The organism is Pseudomonas furukawaii, from assembly GCF_002355475.1.
Lineage (GTDB): Bacteria > Pseudomonadota > Gammaproteobacteria > Pseudomonadales > Pseudomonadaceae > Metapseudomonas > Metapseudomonas furukawaii.
Window position 1 is genome coordinate 4672900 of record NZ_AP014862.1, and the last position, 21365, is coordinate 4694264.

The following is a 21365-nucleotide window of genomic DNA, read 5'->3' on the forward strand; positions in this document are numbered from 1 at the left end:
CGGATTGCTTCGCGAGCAAGCTCGCTTACAGGGATGGGGTGATCGTAGGAGCCGGCTTGCCGGCGAATGGCGGGGCACCATTCGCCGGCAAGTTTCTACGCTCAGCCCCGCACCAGCTCCATCCGCACGCGAGGCGCCAGCAGCTCACCCACCAGGGCCAGCACGCCGATGGCACCGACGATCCAGTACCAGCGGGCGATCGGGTCGAAGCTCAGCCAGCCCAGGGCGTTGAGGAACACCATCAGGATCAGCACCGGGCTGACGTAGCGAACCATGAACAGCCACAGTGCATAACCGGCGGCGCCCAGGCCCAGTTCGTTGCGCATGATCTCGGGGCGCAGGCAGTAGCCGGCCAGGATCACCATCAGAATGCCGCCCAGGGGCATCATCCAGCGCGACGTCAGGTAGTCCAGGCCATCGAACAGGGTGGTGCCGAACAGCTTCCACTCCGCGCCGACGTTGAACGACAGCATCGCCAGCAGGCTGATCACCAGCAGCACGGCACCGGAGGCCAGGGCCGCGCGACCACGGCTGACACCGTACTTCTCGTTCAGATAGGCCACCACCGCCTCGATCATGGAGATGGCGGAGGTCAGGGCGGCCACCGAGACCATGGCGAAGAAGAGCACGCCGAACAGGGTCCCCATGGGCATCTGCTGGAAGGCCAGCGGCAGGCTCATGAAGATCAGGCCCGGGCCGGCACTGGGGCTCATGCCATTGGCGAAGATCACCGGGAAGATGGCCAGGCCCGCCAGCAGCGCGACGCAGGTGTCGGCGATGGCGACGACAAAGGTGGTGCGCGCGATGGATTGGCCGTCCGGCAGGTAGGAGCCATAGGTGAGGATGGCGCCGGACGCCAGGCTCAGGGTGAAGAAGGCGTGGCCCAGGGCAGCCAGCAGCGCCTCGCCGGTGAGCTTGGTGGCGTCGAAGGTGAACAGGAAGTCGAAGCCCTGGCGGAAGCTGCCGCTGGTCCAGGCATAGCCCACCAGCACCAGCAGCATCACCGCCAGCCCCGGCATCATCCAGCGGAACGCACGCTCCACGCCGGCCTGCACGCCTTTGCCGACGATCCACAGGGTCAGCAAGGACACCAGGACGCTCCAGCCACCCAGTTGCCACGGGTTGGCATTGTGGCCCTCGAACACCTGCGCCAGGCTGTCGACGCTACTGGCCACCAGCGCGCCGCTGAGCATCTTCCAGGTGTAGGCGAAGGCCCAGCCGTCCACGACCACGTAGAAGCAGAGAATCATGAAGCCGGCCAGCATCGCCATCAGGCCGACACCCCGCCAGAGCGGATTGCCGTTGTTCTCGCGCACCACCCGGGCGATGGCATCGATGGGGCTGCCACGGCCACGGCGACCCAGGGCGATCTCGGTCATCATCACCGGGATGCCGATGGCCAGGATGCAGGCCAGGTACATCAGCACGAAGGCCCCGCCGCCGTACTCACCGGTGATGTAGGGGAATTTCCAGATATTGCCCAGGCCCACGGCCGAGCCGGTTGCAGCGAGGATGAAGCCCCAGCGGGACAGCCAGAGGTTCTTGGGTTTTTCACGAGTCATGCGCCACCTGTTGTTTTTATCGTGACGGAAAATCAACCCGCCGGGCTTGTGGTCCGGCGGAGGTTTGCAAGGCGGGTAGAGCCTCTTACTGCGCGTCCGGCTGCACCTCCGGCGCAGCCTTCCTGAACGCTTCGAGGGCGTCGCAGCGCGCAGCGATATCGAGGATGCGCGGATAGGCCGACAGGTCACAGTCGAAGCGCCGCGCGTTGTACACCTGAGGGATCAGGCAGGCCTCCAGGTAACCCGGCCGGCTGCCCAGGGAAAGCCGGCCGCCGAAGGGCTCCAGCCCCTTCTCCACGGCGGCCAGGCCGAGCCCCACCCAGTGGCGGTACCAGGCCTTCCTGGCGGCATCGCCTACCCCCAGTTCGGCCTCGAGGTACTGCAGCACCCGCAGGTTGTTCAGCGGATGCAGGTCGCAGGCGATGTGCAGGGCGAGGGAGCGGACCAGGGCGCGCTGGGCCGGTTCGGCCGGCAGCAGGGCCGGCACGGGGAAGGCTTCCTCCAGGTATTCGAGGATGGCCAGGGACTGGGCGATGCGCACTTCGCCACCGGCGTTGCCGGCGTCCACCAGCAAGGGCAGCAGGCCCTGGGGATTGAGTTCGCGATAGGCCTCCTGGTGTTGCTCGCCACCGTTGCGCACCAGGTGCACCGGCTCCTGGCGATAGGCCAGGCCCTTGAGTTCGAGGGCGATTCGCACGCGGTAGGCGGCACTGGAGCGCCAGTAGCCGTAGAGGGTGAGTTCGGTAGTCATGGCAGCGGGCCGTTTCTTGTTTGCGTCATCTCACTCTGGCAGCGCCCCGGGAACAAGGCGTGTCGCAGGGCGATGGACGGCGTCGCCCGGCCGATCCGGAACGTTTTCCTGACAGCCCGGAATAACCCTCGCGGCCAGGGGCCATGCGCCCGGGCGTCGTAACGATAAGTTGACAGTGCGTCACGCCAGGCTTCCAGCCGAGCCGCGAGGGCCCCGACCAACGGTGATTTGCAGGGAGGATGGCGCTGTGCCATATGTCTGCGACGACCCTCGACCGCAAGGACGCCCCGGATGGGACTCGACGAGCGCTATGACACCCTGGTGAACCTCTGCTACGAGTGCGTACTCGACGCCGCCGCCTGGAAGCCGCTGCTGGAGCGGCTGGCGGCGGCCACCGGCTACCAGATGGGCGCCCTGCTCTTTCTCGACCGCCACGCCCAGCGGCCCCGGGTCTCGTCCCTCAACCTCTGCGACCCGGCCTCGGTGGACGCCTACAACAGCTATTACCACCAGTACGATCCGGCCAAGGAAATGCTGGTGCCCCGCCCGGTGGGCAGCTGGTACCACGATCGGGAAGACCTGGCCCCCCAGCGGATCCGCCGGGACCCCTACTACCAGGAGTTCCACCTGCCCTACGGGATGAACGCCATCTCCTGCATCAAGCTGCACGAACAGGAAGATGCCGGCACCTACCTGTCGCTGCTGACCGCCGTGGGCGCGGCCCTGCCGGAACCGGGCCATCGCGCGCTGCTGACGCGCCTCAGCCCGCACCTGCTGCGGGCCGCCCAGCTGTCCGAACGCCTGCAGGACCTGCAACGGGAGGTGGCGCGGCGGGACCTGCTGCTGGACCGCCATGGCGCCCCCGTCTGGCTGCTCAACGGCGAGGGCCGGATGCTGTTCTGCAACCGCGAGGCCGAGCAACGCCTCGGCCAGCCGGACTACCCCCTGCGACTGCGCCAGGGCCGGCTCCACGGCCAGGCGCTGGACCACCGGTTGCAGGGTCTGATCCGCCAGGCGGCCGGGCGCGACGGCAAGCGCCGTGCCGGCTGGCTGGCACTGGGCGAAGGCTCGCCCCTTCAGGTCCTGGTCACGCCCGTGCCGGAGGCCTCCGCACTGGCGGCCCCCCATCGGGGACCGCTGGCGCTGGTGACGGTGCTCGACAGCCGCCCACGCAAGGCGCTGCTGGTGGAGCTCTTCCAGCTCACCCCCGCCGAGCTGAGGCTCGTGGAACTGCTGGTCCAGGGCCTTTCTCCCGAAGACTGCGCCGAGCGCCTGCAGGTCTCCATCAACACCATCCGCACCCAGTTGCGCGCGCTGTTCCGCAAGACCGACACCCGTCGCCAGGCCGAACTGCTCCAGCTCCTCGCCCGCCTCCAGGGCGCCTGATCCCCCTTAGCACCACCGGTCAGGAAGCCCGCCGTCATTCATCTGGATGATGGCGGCGAAAGTCACATCAACTAAGGTTCACAACGGAATCAGCGTCTGCCTATATCCCGCGTGCCGGGTCGGGGAGCCCACGAATGGCCAGAGGAGGTGGCAAGTGGAAGAGGAAGAACTGAACCGGAGCATCAGGGAACAACGACAACTGCGCGAGGAACTGGCGCACATCAAATCCGAACGTGAACGCCTGCAGCTGGACCGGCCGGCCCCCTGGCCGGAAGCGCCTTCGCCGAGCAATATCCTGCCCTTCCCCGTTCGGCCCGTGGCGAGCCCCCGCATGCACTGCGGCGATCCGTGGCTGCTGGACTACCTCTATGGGGTGCCGACCGAAGCCCTGCACGGGCTGCCCGAGGAGCGGGTGCGCCAGCTCTTCGAGTTCGCCACCAGCGCCCAGGCCGCCCGCGCACTGCGCTCCCGCCGGCGCACGCTGGCCCGGTACCTGGACGACACCTGCCAGCGTCTGGGCCTCGACGCCCGCATGCTCTGCGTCGCCGGCGGCCATTTCCGCGAAGGCGAACTGGCCCGTGAACTCCGCCATGGCCGCTTCGGCGAGATGCTGGTGATCGATGACGACGGCGCGCGCCTCGAACGGGTCCACGCCGCCTACGGCCACCTGGGCGTGACCACCCGGCAGATGCAGCTGGATCAGTTGTTGACCGCCGCAAGCGACCTGGAAGGATTCGACCTGGTGTATTCGGCCGGCATCACCGAACTGCTGGACGATCGCCACTGCGAACGCCTGGTGTTCCGCCTGTTCCAGGCCCTGCGTCCGGGCGGACGCCTGCTGCTGGCCAATTTCCGGCCCGGCGTCCCGGCCATCGGCTTCCTCGAAGGCCTGCTGGACTGGCACCCCCGCTACCGCCAGGACGCCCAGATGCTGAGCCTGCTGGATGGCGTGGACTACAACGAGATCGCCTCGGCGCGGGTGTTCCACGACGTCGGCCAGCGGGTGGCCTTCCTGGAGGCGGTGAAGTACGGCTGAGGGCCCGCAGCGTCCTTCAGGAGACGACCGCGAGCACTCCGTCAGCCCTGCTGCAGATGCCCGTAGAGCTTGGCGTAGAGCCCGCCCTCGGCGATGAGCTGCTGATGATCGCCGTCCTCGGCGATATGGCCGCCGTCGAACACCAGCACCCGGTCCGCCTGCTTAACCGCCGACAGGCGGTGGGCGATGATCAGGGTGGTGCGGCCGTTGAGGAACCGCCCCAGCGCCTGGTGCAGCGCGTACTCGGTCGCCGCGTCCAAGGCCGAGGTGGCTTCGTCGAGTATCACCACCTTGGGCTCGGCCAGCACCATGCGGGCGATGGCCAGGCGCTGTCGCTGACCACCGGACAGGCGCACGCCGGACCGCCCCACCACGCTGTCCAGCCCCTGGGGCAGGTTGCGGATGGTCTCCGCCAGCTGGGCGATCTCCAGGGCTCGCCAGCAGGCCTCGTCGGTGCGCTCGCGGCCCATGGTGAGGTTGGCCCGCACGCTGTCGTTGAACAGCGCCGGATGCTGCAGCACCACCGCCACGTTGTCGCGCACCTGGGCCAGGCCGATCTCCTCGAGCCGGCAGCCGCCGTAGCGGATGGTGCCGGCCTGGGGCTGGTAGAGGCCCAGCAACAGCTGCACCAGGGTGCTCTTGCCGCCGCCGCTGGCGCCGACGATGGCCACCTTCTCGCCGGGGGCGATGGTCAGGTCGAGGCTGTCCAGCACTGGCTCGTCCGTGTAGGCGAAGCGCAGGCCGGACACCTCGATGCCCACCGTCTCGCGTCCCTTGAAGGGGTCCACGACCTGGGGGTACTGGGGTTCGTCGGCGCGGGCCAGGAGCTCGTTGATGCGGCCCAGGGCCGCCCCGGCGGCGTAGTAGGAATACTGCAGGCCGAGCAACTGCTCCACCGGGCCGATCATGAACCAGAGGTAGCTGAACACCGCCAGCATCTGGCCGATGGACAGGTCGGAGAAGAGCACCGTGAGCATGGCCGCGGCGCGGAAGAAATCGATGCCGAACTGGAACAGCAGGCCACTGGTGCGCCCCGCCGCGTCGCTCTTCCACTGGGAGGCCACGGCGTAGTCACGGACTTCCTGGGCGCGCTGGCCAAGGCGGCCGAAGAAGAAGCCCTGACGATTGCTGGTGCGCACCTCCTGGACCGCCTCCAGGGTTTCGGTGAGCGCCTGGGTGAAGCGCGCGGTGCTGTCGTTCTCCAGCTTCTTCAGGTGCTTGACCTTCTTGCCCAGCTGCACGGTGGACCAAATCACCAGCGGGTTGAACAGCAGGATCAGCAGCGCCAGCTTCCAGTGCATCCAGACCAGGATGGCGGCCGTGCCGGTCAGGGTCAGGATCGCCACCAGGAAGCGGCTGAGGGTTTCGCCGACGAACTTGTCGAGGGTGTCCAGGTCGGTCACCAGGTGAGCGGTGACGGTGCCGCTGCCCAGGCTCTCGTACTCGCCCAGGGAGACGCGCTTGAGGCGCTCGATCAGGCGGATGCGGATGCGGTAGACGATGTCCTTGGCCAGCCGCGCGAAGAGCCGCGCCTGGAGCACGTTGAACACCAGGGCCATGCCCCGCAGCAGCAGGGTGACCACCAGCATCAGGCCGATGTAGCCCACGGCGTTTTCCCAGGCCAGCGGCAGCAGATGGTCCATCACGCGCAGGGCGGCGTCGCCCCGCTCCAGCAGGACTTCGTCCACCAGCAGGGGCAGCAGCAGGGGAATAGGCACGCTGCAGAGGGTGGCGAGGACGGCGGCGAAGTTCGCCAGCCAGAGGGCCTTCTTGTGGCGCAGGGCCAGACGGCGGATCTCCGCCCAGCTCAGGCGATCAGGCATGGGCACCCCGTTCCAGCCAGCGGCCCAGCAGCGGTGCCAGTTCCTCCAGCGGCTGGTAGCCATTGGTCAGCAGCGCCAGCTGGCCCTCGCGCTCGGCCAGCAGCGTGGGGAAGCCGGCGATGCCGAGGTCCTGCACCCAGGTGAAGTCGGCGACGGTGCTTTCATGACTGGCTGCGTCATCGAAGGCGTGCGCGAACTCGATGCGGGGAATGCCGGCCTGCTCCGCCAGGGCCACCAGGGTGGAGGCGAGGGTCACATCGCGGCCTTCGGCGTAGAAGGCGTGCTGGATCAGGCGCACCAGGGGCCAGGCCAGCTCCGGCGCGAGGGTTCGCGCGACCACCAGGGCACGGCAGGCCGGCTCGGTGTCGTAGACGAAACCCTCGGGCAGCGCGCCCTCGAAACGGAAGGGTTGCCCGGTGGCGAGACTGACCGCCTGCCAGTGCTCGAGGATGTAGCGCCGGGTGTTGGCGTCCAGCGCCGCCCCATGGCCCGCGCGCAGGCCTCCGGCCACCAGGTGCAGGGGCACGCCGGCCTCCGCGGCCTGCTCGGCGAGGGCCTGGGCCACCGGGGCGAACCCCCAGCACCAGGAACACATGGGGTCCATCACGTAGAGCAGGCGGGCGTGGGTCACGCTCAGTTCTCCAGGGCTTGGCGCGGGTCGCGGCCGATGGGGTGCGGCAGGTTGCGGGCCCTGGCCAGCTCGATCTGCTTCTGACGCTCGCGCGCACTGGCGCGGGTCTTCTCGCTCAGGCTGTCCCAGCAGTGCGGGCAACTGATGCCGGGGGCGAAGTGCTCGGACTGGCGATCCTCGACGGAGATCGGGTTGCGGCAGGCGTGGCACTGGTCGTAATCGCCCTCGGAAAGATCGTGGCGCACGGTGACGCGGTTGTCGAAGACGAAACAGTCGCCACGCCAGAGGCTTTCCTCGCGGGGCACCTCCTCCAGATACTTGAGGATGCCGCCCTGCAGGTGGAACACCTCTTCGAAGCCCTGGTTCAGCATGTAGCTGGACGCTTTCTCACAGCGGATGCCGCCGGTGCAGAACATCGCCACCTTCTTGTGCACCGCCGGGTCGTAGTGGGCCTTGATGTACTCGGGGAATTCGCGGAAGGACCGGGTCTTCGGGTCCACCGCGCCCTCGAAGGTACCGATGGCCACTTCGTAGTCGTTGCGGGTGTCGATCAGCAGCACCTCGGGGTCGCTGATCAGGGCGTTCCAGTCCTTGGGCGCGACGTAGGTGCCCACCTGCTGGTTGGGATCGACGCCCGGCACGCCGAGGGTGACGATCTCCTTCTTCAGCTTCACCTTGGTGCGGTAGAAGGGCTGCTCGGAGCAGTAGGACTCCTTGTGCTCCAGGTCCGCGAAGCGCGGGTCGACCTTGAGCCAGGCCAGCAGCGCGTCGATGGCCTCGCGGGTGCCGGACACGGTGCCGTTGATGCCTTCCTCGGCCAGCAGCAGGGTGCCGCGAACGCCGTTGTCCAGCAGGGTCTTGAGCAGGGGTTCGCGCAGCGCGACGTAGTCCTTCAGGGTGACGAACTTGTACAGCGCCGCGACAACGATCTGGGTCATGCGGTAGATCCTCCAGTGGTCACCCTCGCAAAGGGTGGACCGGGCGATAGAAACGACTGCGCCGGCTGGGCCGGCGCGGTGCGAAGTCTATCAAAAAGCTGCGGGGGACTGGCTGCGTGAGATTGCCTCAGCCGCCGAGCGGATGAAACCGCATCAGTGATCCCGCTTGCTGCCACCCTGGCAGGTCGGCGACTCCGGCGCCCGTCCCTGCTCCGCCCACTCCTCGGGGGTGTAGGTATGCAGGGCCAGGGCGTGGAACTGCCCCATGAGGTCGCCGAGGGTGCCGTAGACCTTCTGGTGGCGCTTGACGGCGTTCAGGCCGGCGAACACCGGGCTGACGATCACCGCCTTGTAGTGGGTTTCCAGGCCGCGGCTGTGCATGTGGCTCTCGTCCAGCACCTCAAGGTGCAGGGGTTCGAGGGCTTCCAGGGCGCTCAGGATACGGTCACGCATGGACATCGGGGACTCCGCTTACTGCTGTTTCTTGGCCTGGGGTTGCAGCTCGTTGCCCATGTCGCTGAGCAGCTTGTTGACCTCCGGGACGGCAGACTCCAGGCGGCTCTGGGTGAGCTGGGCGGATTGCTGGGTGAGCGTCGGCATCTTTTCCAGCACCTTGCGGCCCAGGGGGGATTCGTAGAAGGCGATCAGGTCCTTCAGCTCGCTCTCGGTGAAATTGCTGGTGTAGATCTTCACCAGTTCGGGCTTCAGCTTGTCCCAGCCCACAGCCTTGTCCAGGGCGGCGTTGGCCTTGGCCTGGTAGGACTCCAGGGTGGCCTTCTTGCTGGCGGGCGCCTGGGCCTGCTCGAAGCGCTGCTGGAACATCTGCTGCACCTGGGCGTACACCGGGACGGTGAGCTTGTCGGCGCGGGCGAGCTTGAGGAAGCGCTCGGCGTCGGCGGCATGGCTGGCGGCGTCGGCCAGGACCTGGCCGCTGGCGCAGGCCAGCAGTACGGCGGTGCAGAGAACGCGAAGCTTGGTCATCGGGAATCCTTGTCTGGCCTTCGGGAGGGGGCTGCCCCTGAGCGGGCATTCTGCGCTCAAGCCGATATCCGGCTCAAGCTGAGGAAATGTCGACCACGGATCCGGGAAAATGTGCGATGACGCACCCCGTCGACCGTTGCCAAAGTGCCATCACTTGCCCATGCTTTCGCCCGCTGGAATGCTGTACCGGCGTGGGAAGTTTCCTACGCTCAACTCAAGGATCTTCAAATAAGTCCGTAGCCGGCTGGCTGACTTCGCACAAACATGGACGTGCCCGATGAATAGCCACATCTCCACCCTGTCGCCGGAGTGCCCCGCCCTCTGCGACGAACGGGGGGCGCTCGCCCCCGGCGCCATCGGCTGGTCCAGCCGTCCCCGGCTGAACTGCGCCATTCCGGGCCATTTCGGCCGACGCAAGCGCTGGAACCACTGGTGCCTCACCACCCCCCACTGGATGCTGTCGCTGACCGTGGCCGACCTCGACTACCTGGGCTACGGCGCGGCCTATTTCCTCGACCTGGACAGCGGCCGGGCCGTCGCCCACACCCAGTTGCGCCCCTTCGCCCGGGGCTGCCACCTGCCGGACACCCCGGTGGAAAGCCACGGCTTCGAGCATTCCCGGTTGCGGATCCGCATCGACGAACACCCCGGCCGACTCAGCCTGCGGGTCGAAGCGCCCGACCTGGGCGGCCAGCGGCTGCAGGCCACCCTCGACGTCCTGCGCCCGGCCCATCTGGACTCGGTCAACCTGGTGGCGCCGCTTCCGGGCGGCTGCTTCCATGCCAGCAGCCGCCAGTTGGGCCTGCCGGTCAGCGGCGAACTGCAACTGGGCGACCACCATTACCCCTGTGTCAGCGGCCAGAGCTTCGCCGCCCTGGACTTCGGCCGGGGTGTCTGGCCCTTCAACAGCCATTGGACCCGGGCGGCCTTCGCCGCGCCTGGCGGCATCGCCGGTAATTTCGGCGCCGGCTGGACCGACACCAGCGGCCTCACCGAGAACGCCCTCTGGTTCGGCGGGCGCCTGGCCAAGCTGGATCGCCCGGTGCAGATCGAGCAGGCCCCCAGCGACCCCCTCGCCCCCTGGCGGTTCTTCACCCAATGCCGCCGCGTCGATCTGACCTTCACCCCGCGCCAGTTGCACAGGGCCCATCCGCGACTGGGTCCGCTCTACGCCGACACCCGCCAGTGGTTCGGGCGCTTCGACGGGCTCCTGCGCAGCCCCGATGGCGAACGTGTGCCCGTGGCCAATGCCCTGGGCTGGCTGGGCTCCACCCGCGCACGCTGGTAATTGCCCGAGCGGTGGAACCGAGGGCCGGAGAACGGGCCTAAACTGCGGAATCAACTCCCGGAGCCTATAGCCATGAGCCGTACCGAAACCGACAGCCTCGGACCCGTCGAGGTCGCCGACGACGCCTACTGGGGCGCGCAGACCCAACGCTCGCTGGAGAACTTCGCCATCGGCGTCGAACGCATGCCGCTGGCGGTGGTGCACGCCCTGGCGCTGATCAAGAAGGCCGCCGCCCGGGTCAACGGCCACAATGGCGACCTGCCGCCGGACGTGGCGCGGCTGATCGAACAGGCCGCCGACGAGGTGCTGGCCGGCCGCCATGACGACCAGTTCCCGCTGGTGGTCTGGCAGACCGGCAGCGGCACCCAGAGCAACATGAACGTCAACGAGGTGATCGCCGGCCGTGCCAACGAACTGGCCACCGGCCAGCGCGGCGGCAAGAGCCCGGTCCACCCCAACGACCACGTGAACTTCGCCCAGAGCTCCAACGACAGCTTCCCCACCGCGATGCACATCGCCATCGCCCGCGCCGTGCAACAGGACCTGCTGCCCGCCATCGGCGAGCTGTCCGGCGGCCTGGCCGAGCAATCGGCCCGCCATGCGCACCTGGTGAAGACCGGCCGCACCCACCTGATGGACGCCACGCCCATCACCTTCGGCCAGGAACTGTCCGCCTTCGTCGCCCAGCTGGATTACGCCGACAAGGCCATTCGCGCGGCCCTGCCGGCGGTGCTGCAACTGGCCCAGGGCGGTACCGCCGTGGGCACCGGCCTGAACGCGCCCCATGACTTCGCCGACGCCATGGCCGCCGAACTGGCGGCGCTGTCGGGCCTGCACTTCGTCTCGGCGCCGAACAAGTTCGCCGCCCTCGCCGGCCATGAGCCGCTGGTCGCCCTCTCCGGCGCCCTCAAGACCCTCGCCGTGGCCCTGATGAAAATCGCCAACGACCTGCGCCTGCTGGGTTCCGGTCCCCGAGGCGGCCTGGCCGAAGTGCGCCTGCCGGCCAACGAGCCGGGCAGCTCCATCATGCCGGGCAAGGTCAACCCGACCCAGTGCGAGGCCCTGTCCATGCTGGCGTGCCAGGTCATGGGCAACGACGCCACCGTCGGCTTCGCCGCCAGCCAGGGCCACCTGCAGCTGAACGTCTTCAAGCCGGTGATCGTCCACAACCTGCTGCAGTCGATCCGGCTGCTGGCCGATGGCTGCCGCAACTTCCAGCAGCACTGCGTGGCCGGCCTGGAGCCGGACGCCGCGCGCATGGCCGAGCACCTGGAGCGCGGCCTGATGCTGGTGACCGCCCTCAACCCCCATATCGGCTACGACAAGGCCGCGCAGATCGCCAAGAAGGCCTATGCCGAAGGCACCACCCTGCGGCAGGCGGCGCTGACCCTGGGCTTCCTGACGGAGGAGCAGTTCGACGCCTGGGTCCGCCCGGAGAGCATGCTGGAGGCCGGTCAACATGGCTGAGTCGGCGAAACACGGCGCCACCCCGCTGGAAGGGGACGGCAAGCGCATCCTGCTGATCCTCGGCACCCCCAAGGCCGGCAGCCTGTGCCACGCCCTGGGCGACGCCTTCGCCCAGGGCGCCCGCAGCGAAGGCCACGTGGTGCGCCTGCTGAAGCTGGGCGAGATGCAGTTCGACCCGGTGCTGCGGGAAGGCTACGACCAGAGCCAGACCCTGGAGCCGGACCTGCTGGAAGCCCAGCGCCAGATCCACTGGGCCGAACACCTGGTGTTCGTCTATCCGGTCTGGTGGGGCGGCCTGCCGGCGCTGCTCAAGGGTTTCTTCGACCGCGTATTCCTGCCCGGCTTCGCCTTCCGCTACCGCAACCAGGGCCAGCTCTGGGACAAGCTGCTGACCGGCCGTACCGCCGACCTGCTGGTGACCCTCGACACCCCGCGCTGGTACTTCCGCTGGATCTACGGCGCCCCGGCGCACCGGCAGATGGTGCGCACCATCCTCGGCTTCTGCGGCATCAAGACCCGCCGCCTCACCGAGTTCTCCCCGGTGCGGCCCTCCTCCGAGGAGCAGCGCCAGACCTGGTTGCGCAAGGCCGAGACCCTCGGCACCCGCTGTTAGCGGCCGTTGGGAGCGGCCAGGTCGATCCGCCGCACGCGGGTAGCCCGGAGAGGGGGAGCGAGGTCGCTAACCCTCGCCGGCAAGCCGGCTCCCAGGGTGGAACACCCGCGCGTCGCGCTTGAAACCGCCCCCAGGGGCTGTCACTCCCCCGCTGCCAGTGCCGCCGCCTCGCGCCGCGTCCGCCAGCTGCGCAGCAGCGATGGCGCCAGCGCGGTGAGGGCCGAACCCACCACCACCAGCACCGCGCCGACGTAGGCGATCCAGTTGACCTGCTCCGGCTGCACATGGTCCGGCCAGAGGCTGGCACAGAGGGCGACGCTGGCGAAGGTCACCAGCGGGGTGATGGCCAGGGTGGCGCTGACCCGGGACGCTTCCCAGTGGGCCAGGGCCTCGGCGAAGGCGCCGTAGGCCACCAGGGTGTTGAGGCAGCAGGCCAGCAGCAGCCACCCCTGCAAGGGGCTCAGGGCGAACAGCTCCAGGGGATGGGCCCAGGGCGTCAGCAAGGCGGCGCAGCCGAGGTAGATCACCATCATCACCTGGGCCGAGCTCCACTGGCTGAGCAGTTGCTTCTGCGCCAGTCCATAGAAGGTCCAGACGAAGGCCGACAACAGGATCACCAGCACGCCGAGGGTGTACTGGCTCATGGACGTCAGCAGCTCCTCCAGGCGCTCGTTGAAGAACAGGCCGAAGCCCAGCACCGTGACCACCAGCCCCAGGGCCTGCCCCAGGCTGAAGCTCTCCTTGAAGATGAACAGGCTGCTCAGCAGGAAGAGGATGGGCGCCACCTGGATCACCAGCTGGGTGGTGCCGGGGCTGAGCATCTTCAGGCCCAGGAGGTAGCAGACGTAGTTGCCGGTGAGCCCGAACACCGCCAGCGCCACCAGCCCGCCGCCGCGCTTGCCCAGGGGGCGGAACGCCGGCAGCCGCCGACTGGCGCCCAGGTAGACGAACAGCAGGGCCCCCGCGACCACCAGCCGGTACCAGGTCACGGTGATGGGGTCCATGGTCTGCAGGACCTCCTTCAGCCAGATGGGCAGCACACCCCAGAGGACGGCCGTGACCAGGGCAAGGAGCAGGCCGTATACCCAACGGCCGGACGTGATGTGCATGGAAACCTCGGCAGGAACGTCCGGCAAGAAGGCCGAACGGAAAGGAAGCGGGTCATTCTAGGAGCGCCCGCGCCGGCGGCACAGGAACAGTTGTCCATCGGTCACGCGCCCAACTGTACCTGTCTGATCCGACGCCCCCGCCACCGCCCGTCGAGCCCCGGACCAAGGCCCGCCGAGGCGATTAGACTCTTAGTTCCAATAAGGATTGGGAGGTGGTCCGATGTTCGGTCGACGCGCAGTAGACATGGCGCCAGGCACCCACTACCGCAGTGAACGTGTCAGCGCCGTCAACGGGCAATACTTCTTCTCCACGCGGGAGGGAACCCTGGAAGGTCCCTTCTTCACACGGGTGGACGCGGAGCGGGAAATCGCCCTCTATATCCGCCGCATCCAACAGGCCAGTGCGCTGATGGCCCTGAGTGGACGATGACGCACACAAAGAAAAACCCGCGCCAGGCGCGGGTTTTTTTGACCCTTCGCCGAAGGCTCAGCGATAGGCCTCGAACAGCCCTGTGGCGCCCATGCCACCGCCCACGCACATGGTGACGATGCCGTAGCGCTTGCCGCGACGCTGCAGCTCGCGCACCAGGTGACCCACCTGGCGCGAACCGGTCATGCCGAAGGGGTGGCCGATGGAAATGGAGCCGCCGTTGACGTTGTACTTCTCGTTGTCGATGCCCAGGTGGTCACGGGCATACAGGCACTGCGAGGCGAAGGCTTCGTTCAGCTCCCACAGGTCGATGTCGTCCACCGACAGGCCACGGGCCTTGAGCAGCTTGGGCACCGAGTAGATCGGGCCGATGCCCATCTCGTCGGGCTCGCAACCGGCCACGGCGAAGCCACGGAAGAAGGCGCGGGGCTTGAGGCCCAGCTCGATGGCCTTGTCCAGGCTCATCAGCAGGGTCATGGAGGCGCCGTCGGACAGCTGCGAGGAGTTGCCGGCGGTGACCGAACCGTCCTCGGAGAACACCGGCTTCAGCGACGCCAGGCCTTCCAGGGTGGTATCGGCGCGGTTGCAGTCGTCGCGATCCACCACGCCGTCCAGCACCCGCTTCTCGCCGCTGGCCTTGTCCTCGACGAGGTACTTCACGCTCATCGGCACGATTTCATCGTCGAACAGGCCCTCGGCCTGGGCGCGGGCGGTGCGCTGCTGGCTCTGCAGCGCATAGAGGTCCTGGGCCTCGCGGCTGACGTTGTAGCGCCGGGCGACGATCTCGGCGGTCTGCCCCATGGGGTAGTAGATGCCGGCGTGCTCCAGCTTCAGGCGCGGGTTGACGAAGTTGTCCTGGTTGATGCTCTTCAGGGTCAGGGTGATGGACTCGACGCCGCCGGCCACCATTACATCGCTGCAGCCGGAGGCGATCTGGTTGGCGGCGATGGCGATGGCCTGCAGGCCGGAGGAGCAGTAGCGGTTCAGGGTCATGCCGGCAACGCCGATCCCGAGGCCGGACAGCACCGCCACGTTGCGGCCGATGTTGTGGCCCTGGGCGCCCTCGTTGGAACCGGCCCCCACCACGCAGTCGTCCACCAGGGCGGGATCGAGGTCGTTGCGCGCCAGCAGCGCGTTAACGCAGTGGGCGGCCATGTCATCGGGCCGGGTCATGTTGAACTTGCCACGGAAGGACTTGGCCAGGCCGGTCCGGACGCTGTCGACTATCACCACTTCACGCATGACGCACCTCGTTCTTGTCGGGATGGGAATGGCGCGAGCATAGGGTCGCCCCATGAAGCCCCACCACGATCATTCACCTCGCGTATGCGGGGGCATCCGGTCTCAGTCCTTGGCGAAGGCCGCCTCCAGCGCCTGGTTAAGGGTACGCAGCACCTTGACGCGGGCGTAGCGCTTGTCGTTCGCCTCCACCAGGGTCCAGGGCGCGATCTCGGTGCTGGTGCGGTCCACCATGTCGCCCACCGCGTCGACGTAGTGGTCCCATTTGTCGCGGTTGCGCCAGTCATCCTCGGTGATCTTGTAGCGCTTGAAGGGGATCTCCTCACGCTCCTTGAAGCGCGCCATCTGGGTTTCCCGGTCGATGGACAGCCAGAACTTCACCAGCACGATGCCGTAGTTGTGCAACTGCTCCTCGAAGTCGTTGATCTCGCCGTAGGCGCGCAGCCAGTCGGCCTGGGAACAGAAGCCCTCGACCCGCTCCACCAGCACCCGGCCGTACCAGGAGCGGTCGAAGATGGTGAACTGCCCCCGAGCCGGAACATGGCGCCAGAAACGCCACAGGTAGGGCTGGGCGCGCTCCTCTTCGGTGGGCGCGGCGATGGGGACGGTGCGGTACTGGCGCGGGTCCAGGGCGCCGGTGACGCGGCGGATGGCCCCGCCCTTGCCCGCCGCGTCATTGCCTTCGAACACCGCCATCAGGGCATGGCCGCGCATGCGCTTGTCGCGCATCAGGCCATTGAGCCGGGCCTGTTCGGTGGCCAGTTGCTCCTTGTAGTCGTCCTTGTCCAGCTTGAGCCCGAGGTCCAGGCTGGCCAGCAGGCTGCGGTTGTCCAGGCTGGCCACCAGCGGTGCGGCGTGAGGGTGCGGCTGGGCGCGGTCCTTGCGCTTGAGGGCGGCCTGCAGGCCCTCCAGGATGATGCGGCCGACACTCAGGCTGCGGTAGTTCTCGTCGTAACCCTCGATCACGTACCAGGGCGCGTAATCGCGGCTGGTGCGCCGCAGGACCCGCTCGCCGAAGCGCACGAAGCGGTCGTAGACCTCGCTCTGCTTCCAGTCCAGGGGGTTCAGCTGCCAGCTCCGCTGGGGATCCTTCTCCAGGGTCTTGAGCCGCTCCTTCAACTGCTTCTTGGACAGGTGGAACCAGAACTTGAAGATCAGCGCCCCTTCGTCGCAGAGCATCCGCTCGAAGTTCTCGGTGTCGTGGATGGCCTGGTCGAGGCGGGCGTCCTTGATGTCCCCCTCGACCCGCGCGTGGAGCATCTGGCTGTACCAGTTGCCGAAAAAGATGCCGATGCGCCCCTTGGGCGGCAGCTTGCGCCAGAAGCGCCACTGCGGCGGCCGTGACAGCTCCTCGTCGGTGGGACGGAGGAAGCTCTCCACATTGATCAGGCGCGGGTCCATCCACTCGTTGAGCAGCTTCACCGTTTCGCCCTTGCCGGCGCCCTCGATGCCGTTGATCAGGATGAGCACCGGGAAGCGGGCCTGCTGGCTGAGCTCGAACTGGGCCTCCAGCAAGGCCTCGCGCAGCTCCAGAACGGCCTTTTCATAAGTTTCCTTGTCGATGGAGTGGCCGATCTCGGCGGATTCGAACATGGGGACCTCCTTGGCGTGATGGAGAAAAGGTAGCGGAAGCCTCGTGCCGCCGCCCAGCGCTTCCACGAAAGCCGTGACGGACACCCCTCCCGGGCTCTCCGAAGCGCCCTGTCGATCGGCTACTATTCGCGCTTCGCCGTCACGGAACACCCCATGTCCGACTTCCATCACGCCCGACTCGACTGGGACGACCAGGGCCAGCCGCTGTCCCGCGAGTTCGACGATGTCTACTTCTCCCCCGCCTCGGGCATCGAGGAAACCCGCCATGTCTTCCTCGCCGGCAACGACCTGCCACGGCGCTTCGCCGCGCTGCCGGCGGGCGGACGCTTCACCCTGGGTGAAACCGGCTTCGGCACCGGCCTGAACTTCCTCTGCACCTGGCAGCTGTTCGAGCGCGAAGCGCCGCAGGACGCCCGCCTGCACTTCGTCAGCGTGGAAAAATTCCCCCTCACCCGCGACGACCTGCGGCGCGCCCTCGCCCTCTGGCCGGAGCTGGCGCCCCAGGCCGACCCGTTGCTGGACCAGTACCTCGCCGTCCACCCCGGCTTCCAGCGCTTCAACCTGGCCGACGGCCGCGTCACCCTGACCCTGCTGATCGGCGATGCCCTGGACTGCCTGCCGGAACTGGATGCCCCCATCGACGCCTGGTTCCTCGACGGCTTCGCGCCGGCGAAGAACCCGGAGATGTGGTCTCCGGCGCTCTTCGCCGAACTGGCGCGGCTGTCCCATCCGGGCACCACCCTGGCCACCTTCACGGCCGCCGGTTTCGTGCGCCGGGCCCTTAAGGACGCCGGCTTCGCCATCCGGCGCACCCCGGGATTCGGCAAGAAGTGGGAGATGAGCCAGGGGCGCTACGAGGGCCCCGCCCGCACTGACGGCAAACCCTGGTTCGCCCGCCCCGATTTCGTACCGGCACGCCGCGAGGCCCTGGTCATCGGCGCCGGCCTCGCCGGTTGCGCCAGCGCCGCGAGCCTCGCCGCCCGTGGCTGGCAGGTGACCCTGCTGGAACGCCACGACGCCCCCGCCCGGGAAGCCTCGGGCAATCCCCAGGGCGTGCTCTACCTCAAGCTGTCCGCCCATGGCACGCCCCTGTCACGGCTCATCCTCAGCGGTTTCGGCCATACCCGGCGGCTGTTGCAACGGCTGCGGCCCGGCAGCGACTGGCAGCCCTGCGGCGTGCTGCAGCTGGCCTTCGACGACAAGGAAGCCCAGCGCCAGGCGAAGCTCGCCGATGCCTTCCCGAGCGACCTGCTGCGTCCGCTGGACCGCGCCGAGGCCGAGGCCCTGGCCGGTGTCGAACTGCCCGCCGGCGGCCTGTTCTACCCGGAGGCCGGCTGGGTCCACCCGCCGGCGCTGTGCCGCGCACTCGTCGCGCATCCCCGCATCCGCCTGGTCACCCACCGCGAAGCCCTGGAACTTCGCCGTGAGCATGGCCAGTGGCAGGCCCTGGCCGGAAACGACCTCATCGCCGAGGCCCCGGTGGTGGTGCTCGCGGGCGCCGCCGAGGTCACCCGCTTCCCCCAGGCCGCCGGCCTGGCCCTCAAGCGCATTCGCGGCCAGATCAGCCGCCTGCCGGCCACCGCCGACAGCGCCCGGCTCGCCACCGTGGTCTGTGCCGAAGGCTATGTGGCACCGCCCCGCGAGGGCGAACACACCCTCGGTGCCAGCTTCGATTTCCACGCCACGGACCTCGAACCAAGCGTCGCCGAACATGCCGGTAACCTTCGGCTACTTGAAGAGATATCACCCGATCTTGTACGCCGCCTGGATGCCGAGAACCTGGACCCGGCCACACTCGAAGGCCGCGCCGCCTTTCGCTGCACGACGCCGGACTACCTGCCCATCGTCGGCCCCCTGGCGGACGCGGACGCCTTCGCCGAGGCCTACGCCGTGCTGGCCCGGGACGCCCGCCAGGTGCCGGACGTTCCCGCGCCCTGGCATGAAGGGCTGTACCTGAACAGCGCCCACGGCTCCCGGGGGCTGATCACCGCGCCGCTCGCCGGCGAGCTCTTGGCCGCCTGGCTGGATGACGAACCCTTGCCGGTGCCGCGTAGCGTGGCCGAGGCCTGCCACCCCAACCGATTCGCCCTGCGCCGGCTGATTCGCGGGCAGAAGGGCTGAGCCCCGGGGGCCTCTCTACTCCTCTTCCTCCTCCGGCGTATCGAACAGCTCGGCGGCCCGCAGCAGGGCCGCCAGCAGCGCATGCCGCTCCCACTCCAGCAGGCCGGCGAAACGCTCCAGAACATGCTCGGGCAGCAGCGGCGGCGCCTTCTCCAGCGCCTCGCGCCCGGCCGCCGCCAGCACCAGCCAGTGCTTGCGCCGGTCCCGCTCATCCCGCCGACGCATCAGAAGGCCACGGCTTTCCAGGCGATCCAGCACGCCGGACAGGGACGCCTGGGTCAGGCTCACCTCCCGCGCCAGCTGACTGGCGGTCAGCTCGCCATGGCCGGCGAGGATGCGCAGGATCAGCAACTGGACGGGGGTGAGTTCGCCGTAGCGGGCCAGCCGCTTGGCGTGAACCTCGGTGACCTGCTGCAGGCGCCGCAGGCCCTTGAAAACGGCCAGCGCGTAGGCATCGGCCAAGACCTTGGGATAGAGGTCTTCGGTCATTCCAACCTCCTTGGCTGATAGCGAATTGTCATCCAACTGTTCCATAAATTACTTTGACCTGAAAGTATTTTTCTGCTTAGGTAAAAAACGTGCCCCGGGCGCACACCCCTCCCCAACGGCAATCCGGTAAGGAACAATGTGCGGCATAGCTGGAGAACTTCGTTTCGACAAAACACTGGCCGATCTTGCAGCGGTCGAACGCATCACCCACAAAATGGCGCCTCGCGGCCCCGACAGCCAGGGTTTCCACAGTCAGGGCCCCATAGCGCTGGGCCATCGCCGGCTGAAGATCATGGATCTCGCCGACGCCTCAGGCCAACCCATGCTGGACCCTCACCTGGGCCTGGCCATGGTCTTCAATGGTTCCATCTATAACTATCCAGAGCTACGCGCCGAACTCCTTGGCCTGGGCTACCGCTTCTTCTCCGAAGGCGATACCGAGGTGCTGCTCAAGGCCTGGCACGCCTGGGGCAAGGACATGCTGCCCAAGCTCAACGGCATGTTCGCCCTGGCCATCTGGGAGCGCGATACCCAGCGCCTGTTCCTCGCCCGCGACCGTCTCGGCATCAAGCCCCTGTACCTCTCGCGCACCGACCGGCGCCTGCGCTTCGCCTCCAGCCTGCCGGCCCTGCTCCAGGGCGGCGACCTGGATACCAGCCTGGACCCGCAGGCGCTCAACTTCTACCTCAACTTCCACTCCGTGGTGCCGGCCCCGCGCACCCTGGTCAAGGGCGTGGAGAAACTGCCCCCGGCCAGCTGGATGCAGGTGGACGCCGACGGCAACCTCAGCCAGGGCCTCTGGTGGCAACTGGACTACGGCCCCCGCGAGGACGAACTGAACCTCGGCTTCGACGACTGGCGCGACCGCCTGCTCGGCAGCCTGCGCGACGCCGTCGCCATCCGCCAGCGCGCCGCCCGCGAAGTGGGCGTGCTGCTCTCCGGTGGCGTGGACTCCAGCCTGCTGGTGGGCCTGTTGGCGGAGTCCGGCGTGGAGCGGTTGCCCACCTTTTCCATCGGTTTCCAGGATGCCGGTGGCGAGCGCGGCGACGAATTCGAGTATTCCGACCTGATCGCCCGCCACTACGGCACCCGCCACCAGCAGCTGCGCATCGGCGAACACGAAGTGCTGGAGCAGTTGCCCGCCGCCTTCGACGCCATGAGCGAACCCATGGTGAGCCACGACTGCATCGCCTTCTACCTGCTCTCCCGCGAGGTCTCGAAGCACTGCAAGGTGGTGCAGAGCGGCCAGGGTGCCGACGAACTCTTCGGCGGCTACCACTGGTACCCGCCCCTGGCGGACACCCGGGATCCGTTCAACAGCTACCGCGCCGCCTTCTTCGACCGCAGCCACACCGAATACCAGTCCACCGTGACCCCCGCCTGGCTCACCGACGACCTGGCCGGCGACTACGTGCGCCAGCACTTCGAGCGCCCCGGCGCCCTCGACCCGGTGGACAAGGCGCTGCGCCTGGACAGCACCCTGATGCTGGTGGACGACCCGGTGAAACGGGTGGACAACATGACCATGGCCTGGGGCCTGGAGGCGCGGGTGCCCTTCCTCGACTACCGCGTGGCCGAACTGTCCGCGCGCATACCGTCACGCTTCAAGCTGGGCGACGGCGGCAAGGCGGTGCTCAAGGCCGCCGCGCGCCAGGTCATTCCCGCCGCGGTGATCGACCGGCCCAAGGGCTACTTCCCGGTGCCGGGCCTGAAGCACCTTGAGGGTCGCACCCGCGAATGGGTGCGTGAACTGCTGCTGGACCCGAGCCAGGACCGGGGCCTGTTCCAGGCCACGATGCTCGAGCGCCTGCTGGCCAGCCCGGCGGAAGACATCACCCCGCTGCGCGGTTCCAAGCTCTGGCAGATGGCCGCCCTCAACCTCTGGCTCAACCAACAGGGACTCTGAAC

The 21365-nt window shown here is 68.0% G+C and carries 19 protein-coding genes; 8 read left to right on the top strand and 11 right to left on the bottom strand.

What is annotated here, in order from left to right:
* Positions 1-101: 101 nt before the first annotated feature.
* Positions 102-1562 carry a sodium-dependent transporter gene (locus KF707C_RS21525; protein ID WP_003450364.1) on the bottom strand — a complete coding sequence of 487 codons (1461 nt, stop codon included), beginning with the start codon at positions 1560-1562 and terminating at the stop codon, positions 102-104.
* Positions 1563-1647: 85 nt separating this feature from the next.
* Positions 1648-2313, bottom strand: coding sequence for a maleylacetoacetate isomerase (maiA, locus tag KF707C_RS21530; protein WP_003450362.1), 666 nt, complete (start codon positions 2311-2313; stop codon positions 1648-1650).
* Between the two features lie 291 nt (positions 2314-2604).
* On the opposite strand from maiA, the gene KF707C_RS21535 reads away from it, so the two are divergent.
* Positions 2605-3699 (top strand): helix-turn-helix transcriptional regulator, encoded by a 1095-nt coding sequence (locus tag KF707C_RS21535; protein ID WP_096368055.1) that lies wholly within the window; start codon positions 2605-2607, stop codon positions 3697-3699.
* Between the two features lie 154 nt (positions 3700-3853).
* Positions 3854-4735 carry a class I SAM-dependent methyltransferase gene (locus KF707C_RS21540; protein WP_003450358.1) on the top strand — a complete coding sequence of 294 codons (882 nt, stop codon included), beginning with the start codon at positions 3854-3856 and terminating at the stop codon, positions 4733-4735.
* 41 nt (positions 4736-4776) lie between these two features.
* Here the strand turns inward: KF707C_RS21540 and KF707C_RS21545 are convergent, their stop codons facing one another.
* The 5 genes from KF707C_RS21545 to KF707C_RS21565 form a co-directional block, all read right to left on the bottom strand.
* The gene (locus KF707C_RS21545; RefSeq protein ID WP_003450356.1) at positions 4777-6558 is read right to left on the bottom strand and encodes an ABC transporter ATP-binding protein; all 1782 of its coding nucleotides are present in this window, start codon (positions 6556-6558) and stop codon (positions 4777-4779) included.
* Positions 6551-7162, bottom strand: coding sequence for a DsbA family protein (locus tag KF707C_RS21550; RefSeq protein ID WP_036992327.1), 612 nt, complete (start codon positions 7160-7162; stop codon positions 6551-6553). The genes KF707C_RS21545 and KF707C_RS21550 overlap by 8 nt, the downstream gene beginning before the upstream one ends.
* Positions 7163-7191: 29 nt before the next feature.
* Positions 7192-8127 (bottom strand): oxygen-dependent tRNA uridine(34) hydroxylase TrhO, encoded by a 936-nt coding sequence (gene trhO, locus KF707C_RS21555; protein WP_003450353.1) that lies wholly within the window; start codon positions 8125-8127, stop codon positions 7192-7194.
* Positions 8128-8280: 153 nt separating this feature from the next.
* Entirely contained in the window at positions 8281-8586 is a 306-nt protein-coding gene (locus tag KF707C_RS21560; protein WP_003450352.1) for a BolA family protein, read from the bottom strand.
* Positions 8587-8598: 12 nt separating this feature from the next.
* Entirely contained in the window at positions 8599-9108 is a 510-nt protein-coding gene (locus KF707C_RS21565) for a DUF2059 domain-containing protein (RefSeq protein ID WP_003450351.1), read from the bottom strand.
* A gap of 277 nt (positions 9109-9385) precedes the next feature.
* On the opposite strand from KF707C_RS21565, the gene KF707C_RS21570 reads away from it, so the two are divergent.
* The 3 genes from KF707C_RS21570 to KF707C_RS21580 all read left to right on the top strand — a co-directional run bounded on the left by KF707C_RS21570 (position 9386) and on the right by KF707C_RS21580 (position 12476).
* Positions 9386-10396, top strand: a complete 1011-nt coding sequence (locus KF707C_RS21570) for a DUF2804 domain-containing protein (RefSeq protein ID WP_003450350.1) — start codon at positions 9386-9388, stop codon at positions 10394-10396.
* A 72-nt stretch (positions 10397-10468) separates the two neighbouring features.
* Positions 10469-11863, top strand: coding sequence for a class II fumarate hydratase (locus KF707C_RS21575; protein WP_003450349.1), 1395 nt, complete (start codon positions 10469-10471; stop codon positions 11861-11863).
* Positions 11856-12476, top strand: a complete 621-nt coding sequence (locus KF707C_RS21580; RefSeq protein WP_003450348.1) for an NAD(P)H-dependent oxidoreductase — start codon at positions 11856-11858, stop codon at positions 12474-12476. The genes KF707C_RS21575 and KF707C_RS21580 overlap by 8 nt, the downstream gene beginning before the upstream one ends.
* 140 nt (positions 12477-12616) lie before the next feature.
* Here the strand turns inward: KF707C_RS21580 and KF707C_RS21585 are convergent, their stop codons facing one another.
* Positions 12617-13585 (bottom strand): DMT family transporter, encoded by a 969-nt coding sequence (locus KF707C_RS21585; protein WP_003450347.1) that lies wholly within the window; start codon positions 13583-13585, stop codon positions 12617-12619.
* A 220-nt stretch (positions 13586-13805) separates the two neighbouring features.
* Here KF707C_RS21585 and KF707C_RS21590 point away from each other — a divergent pair, with 220 nt between their 5' ends.
* Positions 13806-14015, top strand: coding sequence for a DUF6316 family protein (locus tag KF707C_RS21590; protein WP_036992309.1), 210 nt, complete (start codon positions 13806-13808; stop codon positions 14013-14015).
* Positions 14016-14072: 57 nt separating this feature from the next.
* On the opposite strand, the gene KF707C_RS21595 is transcribed toward KF707C_RS21590, so the two are convergent.
* Both KF707C_RS21595 and pap read right to left on the bottom strand, forming a co-directional pair.
* Complete coding sequence (locus KF707C_RS21595; RefSeq protein ID WP_003450345.1) at positions 14073-15257, bottom strand: thiolase family protein; 1185 nt, start codon at positions 15255-15257, stop codon at positions 14073-14075.
* A 102-nt stretch (positions 15258-15359) separates the two neighbouring features.
* Positions 15360-16847: a polyphosphate:AMP phosphotransferase gene (pap, locus tag KF707C_RS21600; protein ID WP_003450344.1), complete on the bottom strand. Its 1488-nt coding sequence runs from the start codon at positions 16845-16847 to the stop codon at positions 15360-15362.
* A 153-nt stretch (positions 16848-17000) separates the two neighbouring features.
* On the opposite strand from pap, the gene mnmC reads away from it, so the two are divergent.
* The gene (mnmC, locus tag KF707C_RS21605; RefSeq protein WP_003450342.1) at positions 17001-18968 is read left to right on the top strand and encodes a bifunctional tRNA (5-methylaminomethyl-2-thiouridine)(34)-methyltransferase MnmD/FAD-dependent 5-carboxymethylaminomethyl-2-thiouridine(34) oxidoreductase MnmC; all 1968 of its coding nucleotides are present in this window, start codon (positions 17001-17003) and stop codon (positions 18966-18968) included.
* A 15-nt stretch (positions 18969-18983) separates the two neighbouring features.
* Here the strand turns inward: mnmC and KF707C_RS21610 are convergent, their stop codons facing one another.
* A complete protein-coding gene (locus KF707C_RS21610; protein ID WP_003450340.1) occupies positions 18984-19457 on the bottom strand; it encodes a MarR family winged helix-turn-helix transcriptional regulator in 474 nt (157 codons plus the stop codon).
* Positions 19458-19593: 136 nt separating this feature from the next.
* Here KF707C_RS21610 and KF707C_RS21615 point away from each other — a divergent pair, with 136 nt between their 5' ends.
* On the top strand, positions 19594-21363 hold the full coding sequence (locus tag KF707C_RS21615; RefSeq protein ID WP_003450337.1) for an N-acetylglutaminylglutamine amidotransferase: 1770 nt from the start codon (positions 19594-19596) through the stop codon (positions 21361-21363).
* The last annotated feature ends 2 nt before the right edge of the window (positions 21364-21365 follow it).